The 16347-nt window shown below is 66.5% G+C and carries 19 protein-coding genes; 12 read left to right on the top strand and 7 right to left on the bottom strand.

Annotation, left to right across the window (positions count from 1 at the left end; genetic code table 11):
- The first annotated feature begins 1 nt into the window (after position 1).
- A complete protein-coding gene (cobI, locus tag ACGYK7_RS00350; protein WP_394397954.1) occupies positions 2–733 on the top strand; it encodes a precorrin-2 C(20)-methyltransferase in 732 nt (243 codons plus the stop codon).
- On the top strand, positions 730–1464 hold the full coding sequence (gene cobJ / locus ACGYK7_RS00345; RefSeq protein WP_394397952.1) for a precorrin-3B C(17)-methyltransferase: 735 nt from the start codon (positions 730–732) through the stop codon (positions 1462–1464). The genes cobI and cobJ overlap by 4 nt, the downstream gene beginning before the upstream one ends.
- Here the strand turns inward: cobJ and ACGYK7_RS00340 are convergent.
- The gene (locus ACGYK7_RS00340) at positions 1440–2189 is read right to left on the bottom strand and encodes a cobalt-precorrin-6A reductase (RefSeq protein ID WP_394398901.1); all 750 of its coding nucleotides are present in this window, start codon (positions 2187–2189) and stop codon (positions 1440–1442) included. The genes cobJ and ACGYK7_RS00340 overlap by 25 nt on opposite strands.
- Here ACGYK7_RS00340 and cbiT point away from each other — a divergent pair.
- Genes cbiT through cobF form a run of 7 tightly spaced genes read left to right on the top strand, consistent with a single transcriptional unit; the run spans position 2188 to position 7614 of the window.
- A complete protein-coding gene (gene cbiT, locus ACGYK7_RS00335; protein ID WP_394397951.1) occupies positions 2188–3369 on the top strand; it encodes a precorrin-6Y C5,15-methyltransferase (decarboxylating) subunit CbiT in 1182 nt (393 codons plus the stop codon). The two genes, ACGYK7_RS00340 and cbiT, sit on opposite strands and share 2 nt — an antisense overlap.
- Entirely contained in the window at positions 3366–3734 is a 369-nt protein-coding gene (locus ACGYK7_RS00330) for a cobalamin biosynthesis protein (RefSeq protein WP_394397949.1), read from the top strand. Before cbiT ends, ACGYK7_RS00330 begins: the two co-directional genes overlap by 4 nt.
- 5 nt (positions 3735–3739) lie before the next feature.
- A complete protein-coding gene (gene cobM, locus ACGYK7_RS00325) occupies positions 3740–4525 on the top strand; it encodes a precorrin-4 C(11)-methyltransferase (protein ID WP_394397947.1) in 786 nt (261 codons plus the stop codon).
- Positions 4522–5844: a cobyrinate a,c-diamide synthase gene (locus ACGYK7_RS00320; RefSeq protein ID WP_394397945.1), complete on the top strand. Its 1323-nt coding sequence runs from the start codon at positions 4522–4524 to the stop codon at positions 5842–5844. Before cobM ends, ACGYK7_RS00320 begins: the two co-directional genes overlap by 4 nt.
- Positions 5844–6569: a uroporphyrinogen-III C-methyltransferase gene (gene cobA / locus ACGYK7_RS00315; RefSeq protein ID WP_394397943.1), complete on the top strand. Its 726-nt coding sequence runs from the start codon at positions 5844–5846 to the stop codon at positions 6567–6569. The genes ACGYK7_RS00320 and cobA overlap by 1 nt, the downstream gene beginning before the upstream one ends.
- The gene (locus ACGYK7_RS00310) at positions 6566–6868 is read left to right on the top strand and encodes a DUF1636 family protein (RefSeq protein WP_394397941.1); all 303 of its coding nucleotides are present in this window, start codon (positions 6566–6568) and stop codon (positions 6866–6868) included. Before cobA ends, ACGYK7_RS00310 begins: the two co-directional genes overlap by 4 nt.
- A complete protein-coding gene (cobF, locus tag ACGYK7_RS00305; RefSeq protein ID WP_394397939.1) occupies positions 6865–7614 on the top strand; it encodes a precorrin-6A synthase (deacetylating) in 750 nt (249 codons plus the stop codon). Before ACGYK7_RS00310 ends, cobF begins: the two co-directional genes overlap by 4 nt.
- 3 nt (positions 7615–7617) lie before the next feature.
- On the opposite strand, the gene arfB is transcribed toward cobF, so the two are convergent.
- The 6 genes from arfB to ACGYK7_RS00275 form a co-directional block, all read right to left on the bottom strand.
- On the bottom strand, positions 7618–8040 hold the full coding sequence (gene arfB, locus ACGYK7_RS00300) for an alternative ribosome rescue aminoacyl-tRNA hydrolase ArfB (protein ID WP_394397937.1): 423 nt from the start codon (positions 8038–8040) through the stop codon (positions 7618–7620).
- Between the two features lie 330 nt (positions 8041–8370).
- Positions 8371–8991, bottom strand: coding sequence for a queuosine precursor transporter (locus ACGYK7_RS00295; protein WP_394397935.1), 621 nt, complete (start codon positions 8989–8991; stop codon positions 8371–8373).
- Between the two features lie 63 nt (positions 8992–9054).
- Positions 9055–9969 (bottom strand): esterase-like activity of phytase family protein, encoded by a 915-nt coding sequence (locus ACGYK7_RS00290; protein WP_394397933.1) that lies wholly within the window; start codon positions 9967–9969, stop codon positions 9055–9057.
- A complete protein-coding gene (gene mepA, locus ACGYK7_RS00285) occupies positions 9942–10886 on the bottom strand; it encodes a penicillin-insensitive murein endopeptidase (RefSeq protein WP_394397931.1) in 945 nt (314 codons plus the stop codon). The genes ACGYK7_RS00290 and mepA overlap by 28 nt, the downstream gene beginning before the upstream one ends.
- A complete protein-coding gene (locus ACGYK7_RS00280) occupies positions 10883–12256 on the bottom strand; it encodes an MFS transporter (RefSeq protein ID WP_394397929.1) in 1374 nt (457 codons plus the stop codon). The genes mepA and ACGYK7_RS00280 overlap by 4 nt, the downstream gene beginning before the upstream one ends.
- Before the next feature lie 102 nt (positions 12257–12358).
- On the bottom strand, positions 12359–12937 hold the full coding sequence (locus ACGYK7_RS00275) for an acyl-CoA thioesterase (protein WP_394397927.1): 579 nt from the start codon (positions 12935–12937) through the stop codon (positions 12359–12361).
- A gap of 132 nt (positions 12938–13069) precedes the next feature.
- On the opposite strand from ACGYK7_RS00275, the gene ACGYK7_RS00270 reads away from it, so the two are divergent.
- From ACGYK7_RS00270 to yaaA, 3 genes are all read left to right on the top strand, one after another.
- Complete coding sequence (locus ACGYK7_RS00270) at positions 13070–13357, top strand: YggT family protein (protein WP_067267829.1); 288 nt, start codon at positions 13070–13072, stop codon at positions 13355–13357.
- Positions 13358–13471: 114 nt separating this feature from the next.
- Positions 13472–15517, top strand: a complete 2046-nt coding sequence (gene recQ / locus ACGYK7_RS00265) for a DNA helicase RecQ (protein ID WP_394397925.1) — start codon at positions 13472–13474, stop codon at positions 15515–15517.
- A 30-nt stretch (positions 15518–15547) separates the two neighbouring features.
- Positions 15548–16327, top strand: a complete 780-nt coding sequence (yaaA, locus tag ACGYK7_RS00260; protein WP_394397923.1) for a peroxide stress protein YaaA — start codon at positions 15548–15550, stop codon at positions 16325–16327.
- Positions 16328–16347: the final 20 nt, after the last annotated feature.

Raw genomic sequence — 16347 nt, 5'->3', positions numbered from 1 at the left:
GATGGGCAAGGTTATCTGCGCGGGCCTTGGCCCCGGCGACCCGGACTTGATGAGCGTGAAATCCGACCGTGCCATTCGCGGCGCGCGGCATCTGGCCTATTTCCGCAAGAAAGGTCGCGCGGGCCAAGCGCGCCGCATCGTCGAGGGGATGCTGCGCGACGACGTGGTGGAATATGCGATGGAATATCCCGTCACCACTGAGTTGCGCTTTGATTCGCCCGAGTATCGCGCCCAGATGGTCGCCTTTTACGAGGAATGGGCCGACCGGCTAGAAGCACTGGCGCGCGATCACGAGGTGGTTGTGCTCTGCGAGGGCGATCCCTTCTTCTACGGCTCCTTCATGCATCTGCACACCCGGCTTCAGGGTCGCGCCGAGGTTGAGGTGCTGCCTGCGATCCCCGGCATGGTGGGCTGTTGGAACGCACTGGATACGCCCTTCACTTGGGGTGACGACGTGGTGTCCGTCTTGATGGGCACACTGCCAGAGGCCGAGTTGACCGACCACATGAGGCGCGCCGATGCGTTGGTGGTGATGAAGACGGGCCGCAACCTGCCCACCGTGCGCCGCGCGCTGGCGGCGGCGGGCAAGTTGGAGGACGCTTGGCTTGTCGAACGCGGCACCATGCCCGACCAGCGGGTGGCGCGGCTATCTGACGTGGCGGATGACGACTGCCCCTATTTCGCGATCGTCTTGGTCCATGGCCAAGGCCGCAGGCCGGAGGCGGAGGGATGAGCGGTATTCTCCATATCGCGGGGCTTGGCCCCGGTGACGATGCGTTGGTCACGCCCGAGGTGTCTGAGGCGTTGGCGCAGGCCACCGACGTGATCGGCTATATCCCTTACGTCGCCCGCGTCGCCCCGCGCGACGGGCTGACCCTGCACCCCAGCGACAACCGGGTGGAGTTGGACCGCGCGACCCATGCGCTGCAACTGGCGCAGGCGGGCGCGCGCGTGGTGGTGGTCTCTTCGGGTGATCCGGGCGTCTTTGCCATGGCCTCGGCCGTGTTCGAAGCGGTGGAGCGGGATCCGGCGTTTGAAAGCGTCGACATCCGCGTGCTGCCCGGCATCACGGCGATGCTGGCGGCGGCGGCGCGACTCGGGGCGCCCTTGGGCCATGATTTCTGCGCGATCAACCTCAGCGACAACCTCAAGCCCTGGGCGATGGTGGAGCACCGTTTGCGGATGGCCGCGCGGGCGGATTTCGCCATGGCCTTCTACAACCCCCGCAGCAAATCCCGCCCACATCAATTCGCCGAGGCGTTGGACATCCTGCGCGCCGAATACGGGCCGGACCGGCTGATCACCTTCGCCCGCGCCGTGACCACGCCGGAAGAGGCGTTCAACACCGTCACCTTGGGCGAGGCGACGCCCGAGATGGCGGATATGCGCACTGTGGTGATCGTCGGCAATGCCGCGACGCGGCGGGTCGGGCGCTATGTCTATACGCCGCGCAGCGCGGTATGATGTAACCAATGCATCACCTCGGTCACATCATTGGCGGCCACTTCGCCCGGCAGTTTCGGCCGCTCAGCCAAGATCACCGGCAGGCCAAGGCTGCGGGCGGCATCCAGCTTGGCCCGTGCGCCCGCGCCGCCGGCGTTCTTGGCGACGACATGGGTGATCGCATGGGTCTGCATCAGCGCGGTATCCCCCGCCACGTCGAAAGGCCCGCGCGCCAGCACGACCGTCGCCCTTGGCAGCGGCAGCGGACCCTGCGGAGGGTCAACGAGGCGCAAGAGGTAGCGGTGCTGCGGCTTTGTGGCGAAAAGCGCCAGTTGCTGCTTGCCGATGGCCAGAAACACCCGCGCCGGGCTGTCGGGCAGGGCGGCGGGAAGCGCGGTGAGGTCGGGCACGAAGGTCCAGTCATCGCCTTCCTGCGGCTCCCACGCGGGGCGCTCGAACCGCACCAGCGGCAGGTCTTGCCGGGCGCAGGCGACGAAAGCATTGTGGCTCATCCCCGCGGCGAAAGGATGGGTGGCGTCGACGACATGGGTGATCGCCTCGGCATCGAGATAGGCCACCAGCCCCGCCACGCCCCCGAAGCCGCCGACGCGGGTGGGCAGGGGCTGGGCCACAGGGCTGTCGGTGCGCCCGGCATAGGAAAACACCGCGTCGATCCCGGCTTTGGCCAAGGCGCGGGCCAAGGCGCTGGCTTCGGTGGTGCCACCCAAAAGAAGGACGCGCATGATGGGTGATCCTTGGCTCAGCATCATCGGAATACCCGACGATAGCGCGGATACCTTACCCGCAGCAAGCCGCGCGGCGCTGGCAGAGGCCGAGGTGATCTTTGGCGGGCCGCGGCATCTGGAGCGGGCAGGCGCAGGTGCGCGGGGTCGGGCTTGGCCGGTGCCTTTCTCAGTCGCGCCGGTGCTGGCCGAGCGCGGCAAGCGCGTGGCGATGCTGGTGTCGGGCGATCCCTTCTGGTTCGGCGCGGGGGGCAGCATCATCGGCGCATTGCGGCCCGACGAATGGCACAGCCTGCCCGCGCCTTCGACCTTTTCGTTGGTCGCCAATGCGCTTGGCTGGCGGTTGGAGGCGGTCACCTGCCACGGGCTACACGCCGCACCGCTGGCGCAGCTGCGCGGGGCGCTGCGCCCTAAGGGGCGGATGATCTGCCTGCTGCGCGATGGGGAGGCCCCTGCGGCGCTGGCGGAGTTTCTCTGCAAACAAGGCGCAGGTGCGGCGCAAATGCATGTGGCCGAACGGCTTGGCGGCCCCGATGCGCGGGTCCGCGCGGTGCGTGCGGATGGCTTCGATCTGGCAGATGTGCAAGCGCCGGTGGCGGTTGGGGTGGAATTGCCCAAGGGCATCGGCCTGCCGCGCACCCCCGGCCTGCCGGATGACCATTTTGCCAGCGACGGCCAAATCACCAAGGCGCCGGTGCGGGCGCTGACGCTATCGGCCCTCGCCCCCCGGCCCGGCGACTTGCTGTGGGACATCGGCGCGGGGAGCGGCTCGGTCTCGGTCGAGTTCTGCCTCGCCGGGGGGCATGCCATTGCCTTTGAGCAGCACGCCGCACGGGTCGAGAATATCGCCCGCAACATCGCGGACTATGGCCTGAACGCGCGTATGCAAACAATTCATGGCCGCGCGCCAGAGGTCTGGGCGGGGCAGCCTCTGCCGGATGTGGTCTTTGTTGGCGGCGGTGGCAACGCGGCGCTTTACGACGCCCTCTTGCCTGCGCTACCAGCGGGGACGCGGCTGGTCGCCAACGGTGTGACGCTGGAAACCGAAGCGCTTTTGGCGCAGTTGCAGGCGGCGCATGGCGGCACCCTGCTGCGGATCGAACTGGCACAGGCGGCGCCCTTGGGCCGGATGCGCGGCTGGCAGCCGCTGCGGCCCGTGGTACAATGGAGCGTGACAATATGAGGATGGCCGGGATCGGATTTCGGGGCGCGGCGAGCGTCGCGTCGCTGCGCGATGCGCTGGCGCGGGCCAACCCCGAAGGCCTCAAGATCGACGCGCTGGTGACCGAAGCCGCCAAGGCCCGCGCCACCGTGTTTCGCGACTTTGCGCAGGAGTTGGGCGTGCCGGGGCTGGGCATCACCACCGAAGACTTGGCCCGCATGATAACCCCCACGCAATCGGCCCGGATCGAAGACCGTTTCGGCACCGGCTCCCTGTCCGAGGCTGCGGCATTGGCCGCCGCCGGGCCGGGGGCGGTATTGGTTGCCGAACGCGTCGTTTCGGGCGATGCCATGGCCACCGCGGCGATTGCCGAGAGGAAAGGATAGATACCGTGACTGTACATTTCATCGGGGCCGGGCCGGGGGCGGCGGATCTCATCACCCTGCGCGGGCGCGACCTGATCGCGGCCTGCCCGGTCTGTCTCTATGCCGGATCGCTGGTGCCCGAGGCCTTGCTGAGCCACTGCCCCGAGGGGGCGCGGATCGTCAACACCGCGCGGCTGTCGCTGGATGACATCATGGAGGAAATCGCCGCCGCCGATGCCGCGGGCCATGACGTGGCGCGGCTGCATTCGGGCGACCTGTCGGTCTGGTCGGCGATGGGCGAACAGCTGCGCCGCCTGCGCGAGATGGGCATCGCCTATGACGTGACGCCGGGGGTGCCGTCCTTTGCCGCCGCCGCCGCGGAACTGGGGGCCGAGCTGACCCTGCCGGGCGTGGCGCAATCGGTGATCCTGACCCGGACCTCGGGCCGCGCCACGGCGATGCCCGAAGGCGAGACGCTGGCCAATTTCGCCCGCTCCGGGGCGACACTCGCCATCCACCTGTCCGTGCATGTGCTCGATAAGGTCGTCGAAGAACTGACCCCGCATTACGGCGCCGATTGCCCCGTCGCCGTGGTCTGGCGTGCGAGCTGGCCCGATCAGCGCATCGTCAAGGCGACACTTGCGACCCTGCGCACCGAAGTGGGCGAGGAAATGGCCCGCACCGCGCTGATCCTCGTGGGCCATGCCATCGGGGCCGAGGATTTCGGCGAGAGCCGCCTTTACGCCGCCGATTACGACCGCCGCTTCCGCCCCGTCGGGGCCGCGCCGCGCTTTCCGGAGACTTCTTCATGATCCCCCCCGGCCTGCTGATCTCCGCCCCGGCCTCCGGCACCGGCAAGACAACCTTGATGCTAGGGCTGCTGGCCGCGCTGCGCGCCGAAGGTGTCGCGGTGCAGCCGTTCAAAAGCGGCCCCGATTACATCGACCCGGCCTTTCACACGGCGGCCTCGGGGCGGGCGTCTTTCAACCTCGACAGTTGGTCGATGGACCGCGCGCGGATCGAAGGGCTGGTCGGCAATGCCGATGGGGCCGAGTTGATCCTCGGCGAAGGGTCGATGGGGCTGTTTGACGGGGTGGCCAAACCTGGGGCTTGTGGCAATGGCGCCAGCGCTGATATCGCGGCGCTGCTGGGCTGGCCGGTAGTGCTGGTGCTCGACGTGTCGGGAGCGGCGCAATCGGTGGCGGCCACAGCGCTCGGCTTTCGCGAGATGCGGCCCGATGTGGAACTGGCGGGCGTGGTGTTGAACCGCGTCGCCTCCCCCCGGCATGAGACGCTGGTGCGCGCGGGGATGGAGGCTGTCGGGATCAAAGTCTTCGGCGCGCTGCCGCGCCGGGTCGAGATCGAAATGCCCGAGCGTCACCTCGGGCTGGTGCAGGCCGGGGAGCAGGAAAACCTGCCCGATCTGTTGGGGCAGGCGGCGGCCTTCGTCGCGGCCCATGTCGATGTTCCCGCCCTGCGGGACGCCGCGCGGGGCACGTTGCAGAACCCGCCCGCTCCGGCGCAGATCACCCCGCCCGGACAGCGCATCGCGCTGGCGCAGGACAACGCTTTCGCTTTTGTCTATCCGCATCTTTTGGCCGGATGGCGCGCGGCGGGGGCAGAGGTTCTGCCCTTTTCCCCGCTTGCCGATGAAGCGCCAGACGCCAGCGCCGATTGCTGCTGGTTGCCGGGCGGCTACCCTGAACTTCACGCCGGCAGGCTCGCCGCCGCCGCGCACTTCCGCGACGGGCTGCGCGCCTTTGCCGAGACCCGCCCCGTGCACGGCGAATGCGGGGGCTATATGGCGATGGGCGCGGGGCTCATCGACAAGGAAGGCGCCCGGCATGAGATGGCGGGGCTTCTGGGGTTGGAGACCTCTTTCGCCAAGCGCAAGATGCATCTGGGCTACCGTCAGGCCGATCTCAACGCGCCGATCCCCGGCCATTCGGCGCGGGCCGAACTGCGGGGGCATGAGTTCCACTATGCCACGATCCTTGCCGAGCCGGATGCCCCTCTGGCGCGGATCACAGACGCCAATGACCTTGAGGTGCCCGAGACCGGCTCGGTCCGTGATTTCGCCGGGGGCGGGCGTGCCACGGGCACGTTCTTTCACATGATCGCGGCGCTGTGATGGCGGGCTTTGTTTCCTTCGTCTCCTCTGGCCCCGGCGACCCGGAGCTTTTGACCGTCAAGGCCGTGGCGCGGTTGCAAGCGGCGGATGTGGTGCTCTTCGATGACCTCAGCGCGGGCCCGATTTTGGAGCACGCGCGGCCCGATGCGGACCTGATCGGGGTCGGCAAACGGGCCGGGCGCGCCTCGCCCAAGCAAGACCATGTGAGCCGCGTGCTGGTCGATCATGCTGAGGCCGGGCTGAAGGTCGTGCGGTTGAAATCCGGCGACAGCGGCATGTTCGGACGGCTGGAGGAAGAGATCATCGCCCTGCGCGCGGCGGATATCCCTTTCGAGATCGTGCCGGGCGTGACTGCTGCCTCTGCCGCCGCCGCCACCGCGGGCATCCCGCTGACCCGCCGCATGACCGCGCGGCGCGTGCAATTCATCACCGGCGCGGATGTGACCGGCGAACTGCCGCGCGACGTGAACATGGCCGCCTTGGCCGATCCGATGGCGACCACCGTGGTCTATATGGGCAAACGCACCTTTGCGGGCCTCGCCGCGCGCTTGATCGAACACGGGCTGCCCGGCACCACGCCCGCGCTGCTGGCCGAGGCGGTTTCGACCCCGGCGGAGAAGGTGCAGCGCTTCACGATCGAAACGCTGGCGCGCCATCTGGAGAGTACCAGCAGCACCACGCCCGCGCTGATCTTTTACGGACCATTGGCCGAGTTCGAGACGTGAAGGCGTTCGTCTGCACCTCCTGCACTGCCGATGGCGGCTTTCTGGACGTGGTCCGCGCGGGTCTGTCCGAGGTGGAGGTCGAAGGCATCGACTGTATGTCAGGCTGCACGCGGGCGCAGACGGTGGCGTTTCGCGCGCCAGGCAAGGTGGCCTATCTGTTTGGAGAGATCACCGAGGCGGATATGGATGACCTGCGCCGTTTCGTGGTGCTCTACCGCGCGTCGCCGGATGGCACATTCCCCGATGCGAGGGTGCTCGGCGGGCTGCGGCTGAAAGCGATTGCAAGGATACCGGGATGAGCGCGCTTGAACTTACTTTGATTGGCATCGGCACCGGAAACCCTGAGCATCTGACGCTGCAAGCGATCCGGGCGATGAATGCGCAAGACCTGATCCTGATCCCGCAAAAGGGCGCGGGCAAGGATGATCTGGCGGGGCTGCGGCGGAGCATCTGCGACGAGGTGTTGACCAATGAGGCGGTGCAGATCGTCGGCTTCGATCTGCCCGTGCGTGACCCGGCGATCGAAGATTACCGGGCGCGCGTCGACCACTGGCACGATGCGATTGCCGAGGCGTGGCGCGGGGCGATGGCCCAGCATCCGACCGCCCGGCGGGTGGCGCTGCTGGTCTGGGGCGACCCGTCGCTTTATGACAGCACCCTGCGCATCGCCGCGCGGCTGGAACCTGCGCCGCGCATCGCCGTGATCCCCGGCATCACCTCATTACAAGGTCTGACGGCGGCCCATGCGATCCCGCTGAATGAAATCGGCGCGCCCTTCCTAGTGACTACCGGGCGGCAACTGCGCGATCACGGTTGGCCCGAAGGGGTCGATACGCTGGTGATCATGCTCGATGGTGATTGCGCCTTTCAGACCTTGCCGCCTGCGGGGGTGACGATCTGGTGGGGCGCCTATGTCGGCATGGCCGAAGAGATCATCCGCCACGGCCCGCTGGCCGAGGTCGCCGAAGACATCATCGCCACCCGTGCCGCCGCCCGCGCGGCGCATGGCTGGATCATGGATATCTACCTGCTGCGGCGCGGCTGATCCTTAACCGTCGGGATCGACCTTACCGCGCATCGCCTTGACTTCGCCGCGCACCTTCTTGGCCTTGAGGCGGCGCTTTTTCGACCCCAGCGTCGGGCGGGTGGCGATGCGGCGTTTCGGCGGGGTGAGGGCGCGGCGGACCAACTCGGCCAGACGCTCGCGCACCAACTCGCGGTTGCGGGCCTGACTGCGGGTCTCGTCACATTGCAGCACCAATGCGCCTTCGGTCGTCCAGCGCCGTCCGGCCAGACGGCGCAGCCGGTTCTTGACCGGTTGCGGCAGGGAGGGCGAGGTGGCGGCCTCGAACCTCAATTCCACCGCCGAGGAGACCTTGTTCACATTCTGCCCGCCGGGGCCGGAGGCGCGCATGAAGCTTTCCGTCAGCTCCCAATCCTGAATGGCGATGTCATCGTTGATATGCAGCATGGGCTCTCCTTGCCCCGCAACATGCCAGCCCTCGCGGTGAGGGTGAAGGGGGAATGCGAAATGGGCCGCCCCTTGCGGAGCGGCCCAATCGAATGGTTTCAGGAGGGGGGTCGGTTAGACCGACGTCCACCAGGTGGTTGCATTGCCAGGGGCTGCCCTAGCAGGAAACCCCGCTGGCTGTTCCGACACCTCGCTCCAATACCTTTCTTGACACTGGATCACCTCCTTTACATTTGTTGAACTCACCCTGAGCGTTGCACAGGTTTTGAAATTCGCAAAGCGTTTTTTTAGGAGGGGTGCGGCGGCAGGGGGCGGCCCCCTGCGCCGGTATCATGCGCGGGCGGTCAGCCGTGCGGTCAGCAGCCGGAAGGGGATCAGCGCGATCAACGCGATGGCCAGTTTGACCGACCAATCCGCCACGGCGAGCGAGACCCAAAGCGGCGCGAGCGGACCGGCACCCAAAAGCGGCAGCGTCTCGCCCGCCCAAGCCACATCGGTGGCGGGGTGAATGAACGACAGGCTGGCCGAAAAGGCGATGGAGAAAAACAGCGCCGTGTCGATCGCGCTGCTGATCAGCGTGCTGATCAAAGGCGCGCGCCACCATGCGCCCTCGCGGAACCGGTTGAAGATCGTCACGTCCAACAGCTGCGCGACGAGGAAGGCGGTGCCCGAAGCGACTGCGATGCGGATCGTCACAAGCGGGCCGAATTCGCCCATGATCTGCGTGCCAATGAGCGAGCAGATCAGGCCCACGACGAAGCCCACCAAAACGACCCGGCGCGCGGCAGAGGCGCCGTAGAGACGGTTCATCACATCGGTGACGAGGAAGGCCAGCGGATAGGTGAAAGCCCCCCAAGTCAGCCATTGGCCAAAGAGGAACTGAACAAGGATATTCGAGGCCACGACGATGGCGGCCATGGCAAGAATGCCGGGAAGATAGGTGCGTGTCATATGTGAACCGTTTTGTGCAAGGGTGCGGCGACTTGGCCTGCGGGGATCGCAGACCGGACGGCTTTAGCCCTCGGAACCCGGTTTGGCAAGGATCAGCTCGACCACCTCATTGCGTTGCATGACAAAGAAATTGTCGTCCGACAGCAGGGTCAGCCGGGTTTGCCCCGCCGCATCCTGCCACGTGCTGAGCGCTTCGAGGTTGTCATATTGACCGGGGCCGGAGGTCAGTAGCGTCTCTTCGCCAAGCCCGGGCGCGGTGAGGTTGAAGCGGCGGATGCGGCTGCGAAAGCCCAGTGGGGTGATCGTCCGCTCCAGCAGGTAAAGCGTGCCGTCCTCGGCAAAATCGGCATCTACCGGCAGGAACGGCCCCCGGCGCGGGATCTCTGCGGTGATCGTCCAACTGTTGCCGTCAAAGGCATAGAGCGGGAAATCACCCGAGCCCGGGCCGCCGCCTTCGGGAGTCGCAAAGAGCCGCCCATCGGGGTGGGCGGCCAAAGTCTCCATCCCCGCGTTCGGCTCGAACTTGGCAAAGTCGTCATGTCTGGGCAGCGGGGTGGTGACGCCGCTCTCGGGCGACAGCCGCGCGACATGGTGGTCGTGCTCGAACGAGACGTAGAGTTGCCCGCTGCCGTCACGCGCCAGCGCTTCGGCATCGCGCATCTTATCGCGCAGGGGCTTGCGGTCGGCCCCTTTCAGCGGAGCATTCTCCTCAACTTCAAGCGCCACCAGACGCCCCGCCTCGCGCAGCATGCGCGCTTGCACCACGCGGCCCCGGTCCGACACCGCCGTGAGGCGGGTGCCATCGGCATTCACCTCGACCCCGGAAAAGCCGCCGAACCACGGCGCAGGATGGTGCCATGTCAGCACGCTGTCCACCTGCACCACCGGCCCTGTCTGCGCGGCGGGGGCCACGCAGGCGATGAGCAGGAAGAACGGGAGGCAGGCGCGGATCAGTTTGCGTTCAAAACGGCGTTGCATTGGGCAGGCAGGTCCGCAAGCAGAATGTCGCGCTTGGGCTTCGGTTTGACTTTGGGCGCATTCGGATCGGGCTTTGGCGGGTTCAGGATATTGGCCTGCCACTGGCGCGCATCGGCGCAGCCGTCACCGGGCGGGGGCGGGGCTTGATCCACACAGCCGCGCGCGCCCTTGGGGCAGGCAATACGGATGTGGAAATGGTAGTGGTGCCCGTACCAAGGCCGGATTTTGCGCAGATAGCTGCGGTCGCCTTTCTCATCGGCGCACATCTGCACCTTGGCGCCGGGGAAGACGAAGATACGCGCGGTGCGGGGGTCTTGGGCCGCGGCCTTGATCACCTCGTGATGCGCAGGGGTCCAGGAGGAATTGACATAGGCTCCGCTGGCCCGGCGCATGGAGATCGACGAGATGTTCTCGCGCTGCGCCCGGCTAAGGTTCAGGGATTTGGGCGGCAGCATCCAGATGTCGGCATCCAGCCCGATCTGGTGGCTGGCGTGACCGGTCAGCATCGGCCCGCCGCGCGGCTGGCTCATATCGCCGACATAGATGCCTTCCCAACCCGGCTGCTGTGCCGCCTTGCGGCTGAGTTTCTTGACCATGTCGACCATCTCGGGATGGGCCCAGTAGCGGTTGCGCGACAGGCGCATGGCCTGCCATGTCGGCCCCGTCTCGGGCAATTGCTCGGCCCCGGCAAGGCAGCCTTTGGAGTAGCTGCCGAAAGCCGCGGGAGACTGCGTTGAGGCAAAGCTCTTGGCCCCGAAAAGCCGCTTGGCGGCAACCGTGCTCAAGGCGCCGCCCGAAGAGCCGATGGTCGGCAGGGCGACCTTCTCACCGCTGATGTCGGTCTCGGTCCGGCCGCCCCCGCAAGAGGCAAGCGCAAAGGCCAGCGCCACGGAGGTCAGGGTGCGAAGCAGCGTCATGTGGCGAAATCTCCCTTGGGTTTGACCCAGGCTAACAGGATCAAACCGACGATGAAAAGCCCCACGACGGGGGTGATCCCCAGCCGTTGGCTGCCGGTGAGGTCGCTGCTCAGGGCAATCAGCGCCGGCGCGAGGAACGAGGTGGCCTTGCCCGACAACGCGTAAAGGCCAAAAGCCTCGGTCATACGCTCAGGGTTTCCTTGCCGTGTCAGCATGTTACGCGATGACGCCTGAAGCGCCCCGCCCGCCGCCCCGATGGAGGCACCGGCGACGTAGAAGAGGATATCGGGCAGGGCAGACCCCTCAGGCAAAGAAACGCCCATGACCGAATTCGGCCCCAGAGAGATGATCAGGCAGGCGGTGGCGATGAGGATGACGCAGCAGGCCACGATCACAGGCATCGGCCCGATCCGCCGGTCGATCCGCCCGCCCAACACGCAGAACACCGCGCCCGAGATGGCGGCGAGGATGCCAAAGATGCCAATCTCTTGGATCGACCAGTCCAGCACGCCAAGCGCATAGACCCCGCCAAAGGTATACATCCCGTTCAGCGCGTCGCGGTAGAACATCGACGAGCCGAGATAGGCCAGGAGCGACGGATGCTTCGGCAAGCCCCGCAGGGTGCGCGCCAGATCCGCAAGGCCCGCGCCCACGCGATACCGCACGGCACCGGGTCTTGGCCTGTCGCGCACATAAAGAAAGAAGGGGATCATAAAGACCGCGTACCAGATCGCCGCAAGCGGCCCGACGAACCGGGTGTCGGCCTTTGTTGCCGGGTCCAGCCCGAAAAGCGGCGTCAGCCCCGCCATGGTCCGCCCATTCGCGCCACTTTGAAACAGGGCGATCATCGCGATCAGCGCCAGCACCCCGCCCGCATAGCCAAAGGCCCAGCCATCGCCGGAAATGCGCCCGCGTTCACCCGGGTCGGGGTGCAGTTCGGGCAGATAGGCATTGGTAAAGATCGTCGCGAACTCCATCCCGATCAGGCCGATGCCGAAGAAGAACAGCGCCCAAAGCAGAGAGAAATTTGCCGGAGCCGTCCACCACAGCGCGCCCGCGCCGACCACATACATAGCCGAGAAGAGCCAGATCCAAGGCATCCGCCGCCCCGAGGAATCCGCCACCGCGCCCAAGATCGGGGCCAGCACCGCAATCGCGACGCCCGCCAGCGCCAGACCATAGCCCCAGTATGCCTGCGCTTGGGCTTTGGCGGCGCCAAGCTCCATCCCGCCTTCGACCAGCGCATTGGTCGCGGTCTGGGCAAAATAGGGGCCGAAGATAAAGGTCAGAAGCAGGGTATTGTAGGGCTGGCTGGCCCAGTCAAAGAAATACCATCCCCAGATGCGCTTGCGCCCGCCTGTCTGTGCCATGTTGCGCCCCCTCGCGGCCTGCTTTTTTCAAGTTAGAGCAGGGCGGGGCGCAAGGCGCAAGCGTCAGTAAGGGCGGGGGTGAGGCAGGGGAGGGCGGTCGGCTCAGGCCGAAAGCGGCCCTGCCGCTCCGGGGGCCGCTGCCGCGTCCTGCATCGGCGGCCAGGGGCGGTGCGCATCGGCGCGGATCCATTCGGCCACCCAGCTCGGCATCTGAGGCGAAGCTTGCCGCCGCCCCATCGCTTGCAAGACCTTTTCCGGCGGGATCAGCCCATTGCGATCTGTCACGGCGGAACGGTAGAGCACATGGCTCGCGCAGTCGCCGTTCTTCTTCCACATGGATTGCTCTAGATAGATAAATTTGTCGTCCCAACACAGGGTCCGGCTGCGCATCTCAAACTTCTCGAACATGCGGATGCGGCGGCGGAACCGCGTGCTGGAGCCTGCGATGGTGATCGCCCATTTGTTTTGCCGCAGCAGCGTGATCAGCCCGGCCCGCTGCGCCATGGCGGTGCGACCCAGATCATAAAGCGACAGCGCCCGCCCGTTGTTCAACTCCATCCAGATATCGAGGTCATGCGGCCAGCAGATGTGGTGGCTGACATGGGTGTCGGTCAGATTGTCCAGCGGCGCCTGCCGCGCGGCGACGATGACGTCTTTGACCATGCGGATGATCGGGAACATGGGGCTTTCCTTTGTCGTGACGCCGCGGATCTGCGGCGGAAGCGCTGCGCGGTCAAGCATATACGTCGCGGCACTCTTGCCCTTTGAGGGCGGGGCGCTTAACTGTCTTGCGTCAAACCAAGGGGATATTCCATGACGTCGCTGTTTCAGATCCTGATGCTGCTTTTGAACATCGTTTGGTTCATCGTCATCGCCCATGTCATCATGTCTTGGTTGATCAACTTTCAGGTGCTGAACCTGCGCCAACCGCTGGTGGCGCAGATCTGGGACGGGCTGAACCGCATTCTCGAGCCGGTCTATAGCCGCGTGCGCAATGTGATCCCTCCGATGGGCGGTCTGGACCTCGCCCCCCTGATCGTGTTGATCGCCGTCGCCATGGCGCGGATCGTACTGACCAATAACGCAGCGGCCTTCTACTGACCTGTCCCCCCCCCCGGCCCGCCCGCGCGCCGATGTCGCGCCTATCTGGCCTTGTTCACGCTTTGTTAGTGTGGGAGTCTGCATAAAAAGAGCAGACAATCTTACAGGTTCTCCATGACAGGCGCTGCCACGCTTCTTCGTGATGTATTTGGTTTCGACGGGTTCCGCCCCGGCCAACAAGAGATTGTCGAGGCCGTGACCGAGGGCGAGAACGTGCTGGCCATCATGCCCACGGGCGGCGGCAAATCCCTGTGTTTCCAACTGCCTGCCCTGATGCGCGACGGGGTGACGGTGGTCATCTCGCCGCTGATTGCCCTGATGCGCGATCAGGTCCGCAGCCTGCAGGAAGCAGGCGTGGCGGCAGGGGCGCTGACCTCCGGCAACACGCCCGAAGAGACCGATGCGGTCTGGGAGGCGCTTGAGGCGGGCACGCTCAAACTGCTCTACATGGCGCCGGAACGGCTCGCGGCAGGCTCTGCCATGGGGATGCTGCGGCGCGTTGGCGTCACCCTCATCGCCGTGGACGAGGCGCATTGCGTAAGCCAATGGGGCCATGACTTCCGCCCGGACTACCTGCGCATTGGTGAGCTGCGCCGCACGCTCGACGTACCGCTCGCGGCCTTCACCGCCACGGCGGACGCCGAAACGCAGGCCGAGATCGTGGAAAAGCTGTTTGACGGCACCCCGCCGCGCGCCTTCCTGCGCGGTTTCGACCGGCCCAACATCCATCTCGCCTTTGCCGCCAAGAACAAGCCGCGCGACCAGATCCTCGCCTTCGCCGGAGCGCGGCGCGGCCAATCGGGCATCGTCTATTGCGGCACAAGGGCCAAGACCGAGGGGCTGGCCAAAGCCCTGCGCGATCAGGGGCAGGAGGCGCTGCATTACCACGGCGGGATGGAGGCCGAGGACCGCCGCATCGCCGAGCGCCGCTTCCAGCAGGAGGACGGGCTGATCGTCTGCGCCACCGTGGCCTTCGGCATGGGGGTCGATAAGCCTGACATCCGCTGGGTCGCCCATGCCGATCTGCCCAAGTCGATCGAGGCTTACTATCAAGAAATCGGCCGCGCCGGGCGCGACGGGGCCCCGGCCGAGACGCTGACACTTTTCGGCCCCGACGACATCCGCCTGCGCCGATCCCAGATCGACGAGGGGCTGGCCCCGCCCGAACGCCGCGCCGCCGATCACGGACGGCTCAACGCGCTGCTGGGGTTGGCCGAGGCGCTGGAGTGCCGCCGCAAGACGCTGCTGGGCTATTTCGACGAGGCCGAGGTGACCTGCGGGCGTTGCGATCTCTGCGATACCCCGGCGGAGGTTTTCGACGGCACCACGGCGGTGCGCAAGGCGCTCTCGGCCATGCTGCGCACCGACGAATGGTTCGGCGCGGGCCATCTGATCGACATCCTTCTGGGCAACGAGACCGACAAGATCCGCCAGCGCGGGCATCAATCGCTGCCGACCTACGGCGTCGGCGGCGAATACAGCCGCAACGAATGGCAGGCGGTGTTCCGGCAGATGATGGGCCATGACCTCGTGCGCCCCGACGCCGAACGCCACGGCGCCCTGCGCATGACCGACGCGGCCCTGCCGATCCTGCGCGGCGAGGCCAGCATCAACCTGCGCCGTGATACGATCAAGGCGGCGGGCGCGAACCGGCGGCCTGCGGTCAAGGCCATGGTCAGCGACGAGGACGCGCCGCTCCTGTCGGCGCTCAAGGCCAAGCGCCGTGCGCTGGCCGAGGCGGCGCGCGTGCCCGCCTATATCATCTTCACCGACCGGACGTTGATCGAGATGGCCGAGGCGCGGCCTGCCGACCTCGACGCCATGGCGCGGATCGGCGGGGTGGGGGCCAAGAAGCTGGAAAATTACGGTGCGGCCTTCCTCGAAGTCATCAACGGGGAGGCGCAGCCGATGCATAAGGCGCGGCGCAAGTTGGCGGGGCGTGAGGCGGGCAATGTCTATGACCAACTCTTGCAGGTGCAGGCCGATCTGGCGCGCGGCGCGCAGGGCACCGAAAAGCCGCTGAGTTGCTCTGCCGCGATGCTGGCGAAAGTGGCGCAACTGCGCAGCGCGGACCCTTCGGCCATCGAACGATTGCTCGGCGACAAACGCGCCGAACGCTTTGGCCCCGCCTTTCTGGACGTTCTGCGCGACGCGGGCTAGATCACCCCGAAACGCCCCAAGGAGACTGCCATGCTCGTCGTTATTTCCCCCGCCAAACGCCTTGATTGGGCCGAGCGCGATGTCGCCCTGACGCAGCCTGATTTTCAGGAAGACGCCGTGCGGCTGGCGACACGGGCGCGCAATCTCACCTTGGGCGATCTCAAGGGCCTGATGGGGCTGAGCGACGATCTGGCCCGCCTCAACCGCGACCGCTTTCAGGCGTTCGAGGCTGAGCCCACAGCCGAAGTCACCCGCCCCGCCGCGCTGGCCTTCGCCGGCGACACCTATCAGGGGCTGGAGGCCACGAGCCTTGATGCCGATGAGATGACCTATGCCCAAGATCACCTGCGCATCCTGTCGGGTCTTTACGGCGTGCTGCGCCCGCTGGACGCGATCCAAGCCTACCGGCTGGAGATGGGCAGCAAGTTGAAAACCCGCCGCGGCGGCACCCTCTATGACTATTGGCGCGACAGCCTGTCAAAGGCGTTGAACGCACAGGCCGAGGCGACCGGCAGCGATGTTCTGGTGAATTGCGCCAGTCAGGAATACTTTGGCGCGGTGGACCTCAAGGCGCTGAAACTGCGGGTGATCACCCCGCAGTTCACGGAAGATAAGGGCGACGGCAAAGGGCCCAAGATCGTCAGCTTCTTCGCCAAGAAGGCGCGCGGTGCCATGGCCCGCTATATCGTGCAGCACCGGGTGAACGACCCGGAAGGTTTGCAGGATTTCGACAGCGGCGGCTATGCCTATCAGCCCGATGCCTCGACGCCCGAGCGTCCGGTCTTTGTCCGGCCCTACCCGTCGACCTGATCCGCGGGCGGGGCGGCGAT

This window comes from Sulfitobacter sp. 1A15299 (genome assembly GCF_043556915.1).
Lineage (GTDB): Bacteria > Pseudomonadota > Alphaproteobacteria > Rhodobacterales > Rhodobacteraceae > Sulfitobacter.
Note: the sequence above shows the minus strand (reverse complement) of the source record. Positions and strands in the feature narration are given on the sequence as shown.

Excerpts from the sequence above, each read along its gene's own strand:
- cobI (WP_394397954.1), top strand. The coding sequence starts at position 2 with ATGGGCAAGGTTATCTGCGCGGGCCTTGGCCCCGGCGACCCGGACTTG.
- cobJ (WP_394397952.1), top strand. The coding sequence starts at position 730 with ATGAGCGGTATTCTCCATATCGCGGGGCTTGGCCCCGGTGACGATGCG.
- cbiT (WP_394397951.1), top strand. The coding sequence starts at position 2,188 with ATGGGTGATCCTTGGCTCAGCATCATCGGAATACCCGACGATAGCGCG.
- ACGYK7_RS00330 (WP_394397949.1), top strand. The coding sequence starts at position 3,366 with ATGAGGATGGCCGGGATCGGATTTCGGGGCGCGGCGAGCGTCGCGTCG.
- ACGYK7_RS00320 (WP_394397945.1), top strand. The coding sequence starts at position 4,522 with ATGATCCCCCCCGGCCTGCTGATCTCCGCCCCGGCCTCCGGCACCGGC.
- cobA (WP_394397943.1), top strand. The coding sequence starts at position 5,844 with ATGGCGGGCTTTGTTTCCTTCGTCTCCTCTGGCCCCGGCGACCCGGAG.
- cobF (WP_394397939.1), top strand. The coding sequence starts at position 6,865 with ATGAGCGCGCTTGAACTTACTTTGATTGGCATCGGCACCGGAAACCCT.
- arfB (WP_394397937.1), bottom strand. The coding sequence starts at position 8,040 with ATGCTGCATATCAACGATGACATCGCCATTCAGGATTGGGAGCTGACG.
- ACGYK7_RS00295 (WP_394397935.1), bottom strand. The coding sequence starts at position 8,991 with ATGACACGCACCTATCTTCCCGGCATTCTTGCCATGGCCGCCATCGTC.
- ACGYK7_RS00290 (WP_394397933.1), bottom strand. The coding sequence starts at position 9,969 with ATGCAACGCCGTTTTGAACGCAAACTGATCCGCGCCTGCCTCCCGTTC.
- mepA (WP_394397931.1), bottom strand. The coding sequence starts at position 10,886 with ATGACGCTGCTTCGCACCCTGACCTCCGTGGCGCTGGCCTTTGCGCTT.
- ACGYK7_RS00280 (WP_394397929.1), bottom strand. The coding sequence starts at position 12,256 with ATGGCACAGACAGGCGGGCGCAAGCGCATCTGGGGATGGTATTTCTTT.
- ACGYK7_RS00275 (WP_394397927.1), bottom strand. The coding sequence starts at position 12,937 with ATGTTCCCGATCATCCGCATGGTCAAAGACGTCATCGTCGCCGCGCGG.
- ACGYK7_RS00270 (WP_067267829.1), top strand. The coding sequence starts at position 13,070 with ATGACGTCGCTGTTTCAGATCCTGATGCTGCTTTTGAACATCGTTTGG.
- recQ (WP_394397925.1), top strand. The coding sequence starts at position 13,472 with ATGACAGGCGCTGCCACGCTTCTTCGTGATGTATTTGGTTTCGACGGG.
- yaaA (WP_394397923.1), top strand. The coding sequence starts at position 15,548 with ATGCTCGTCGTTATTTCCCCCGCCAAACGCCTTGATTGGGCCGAGCGC.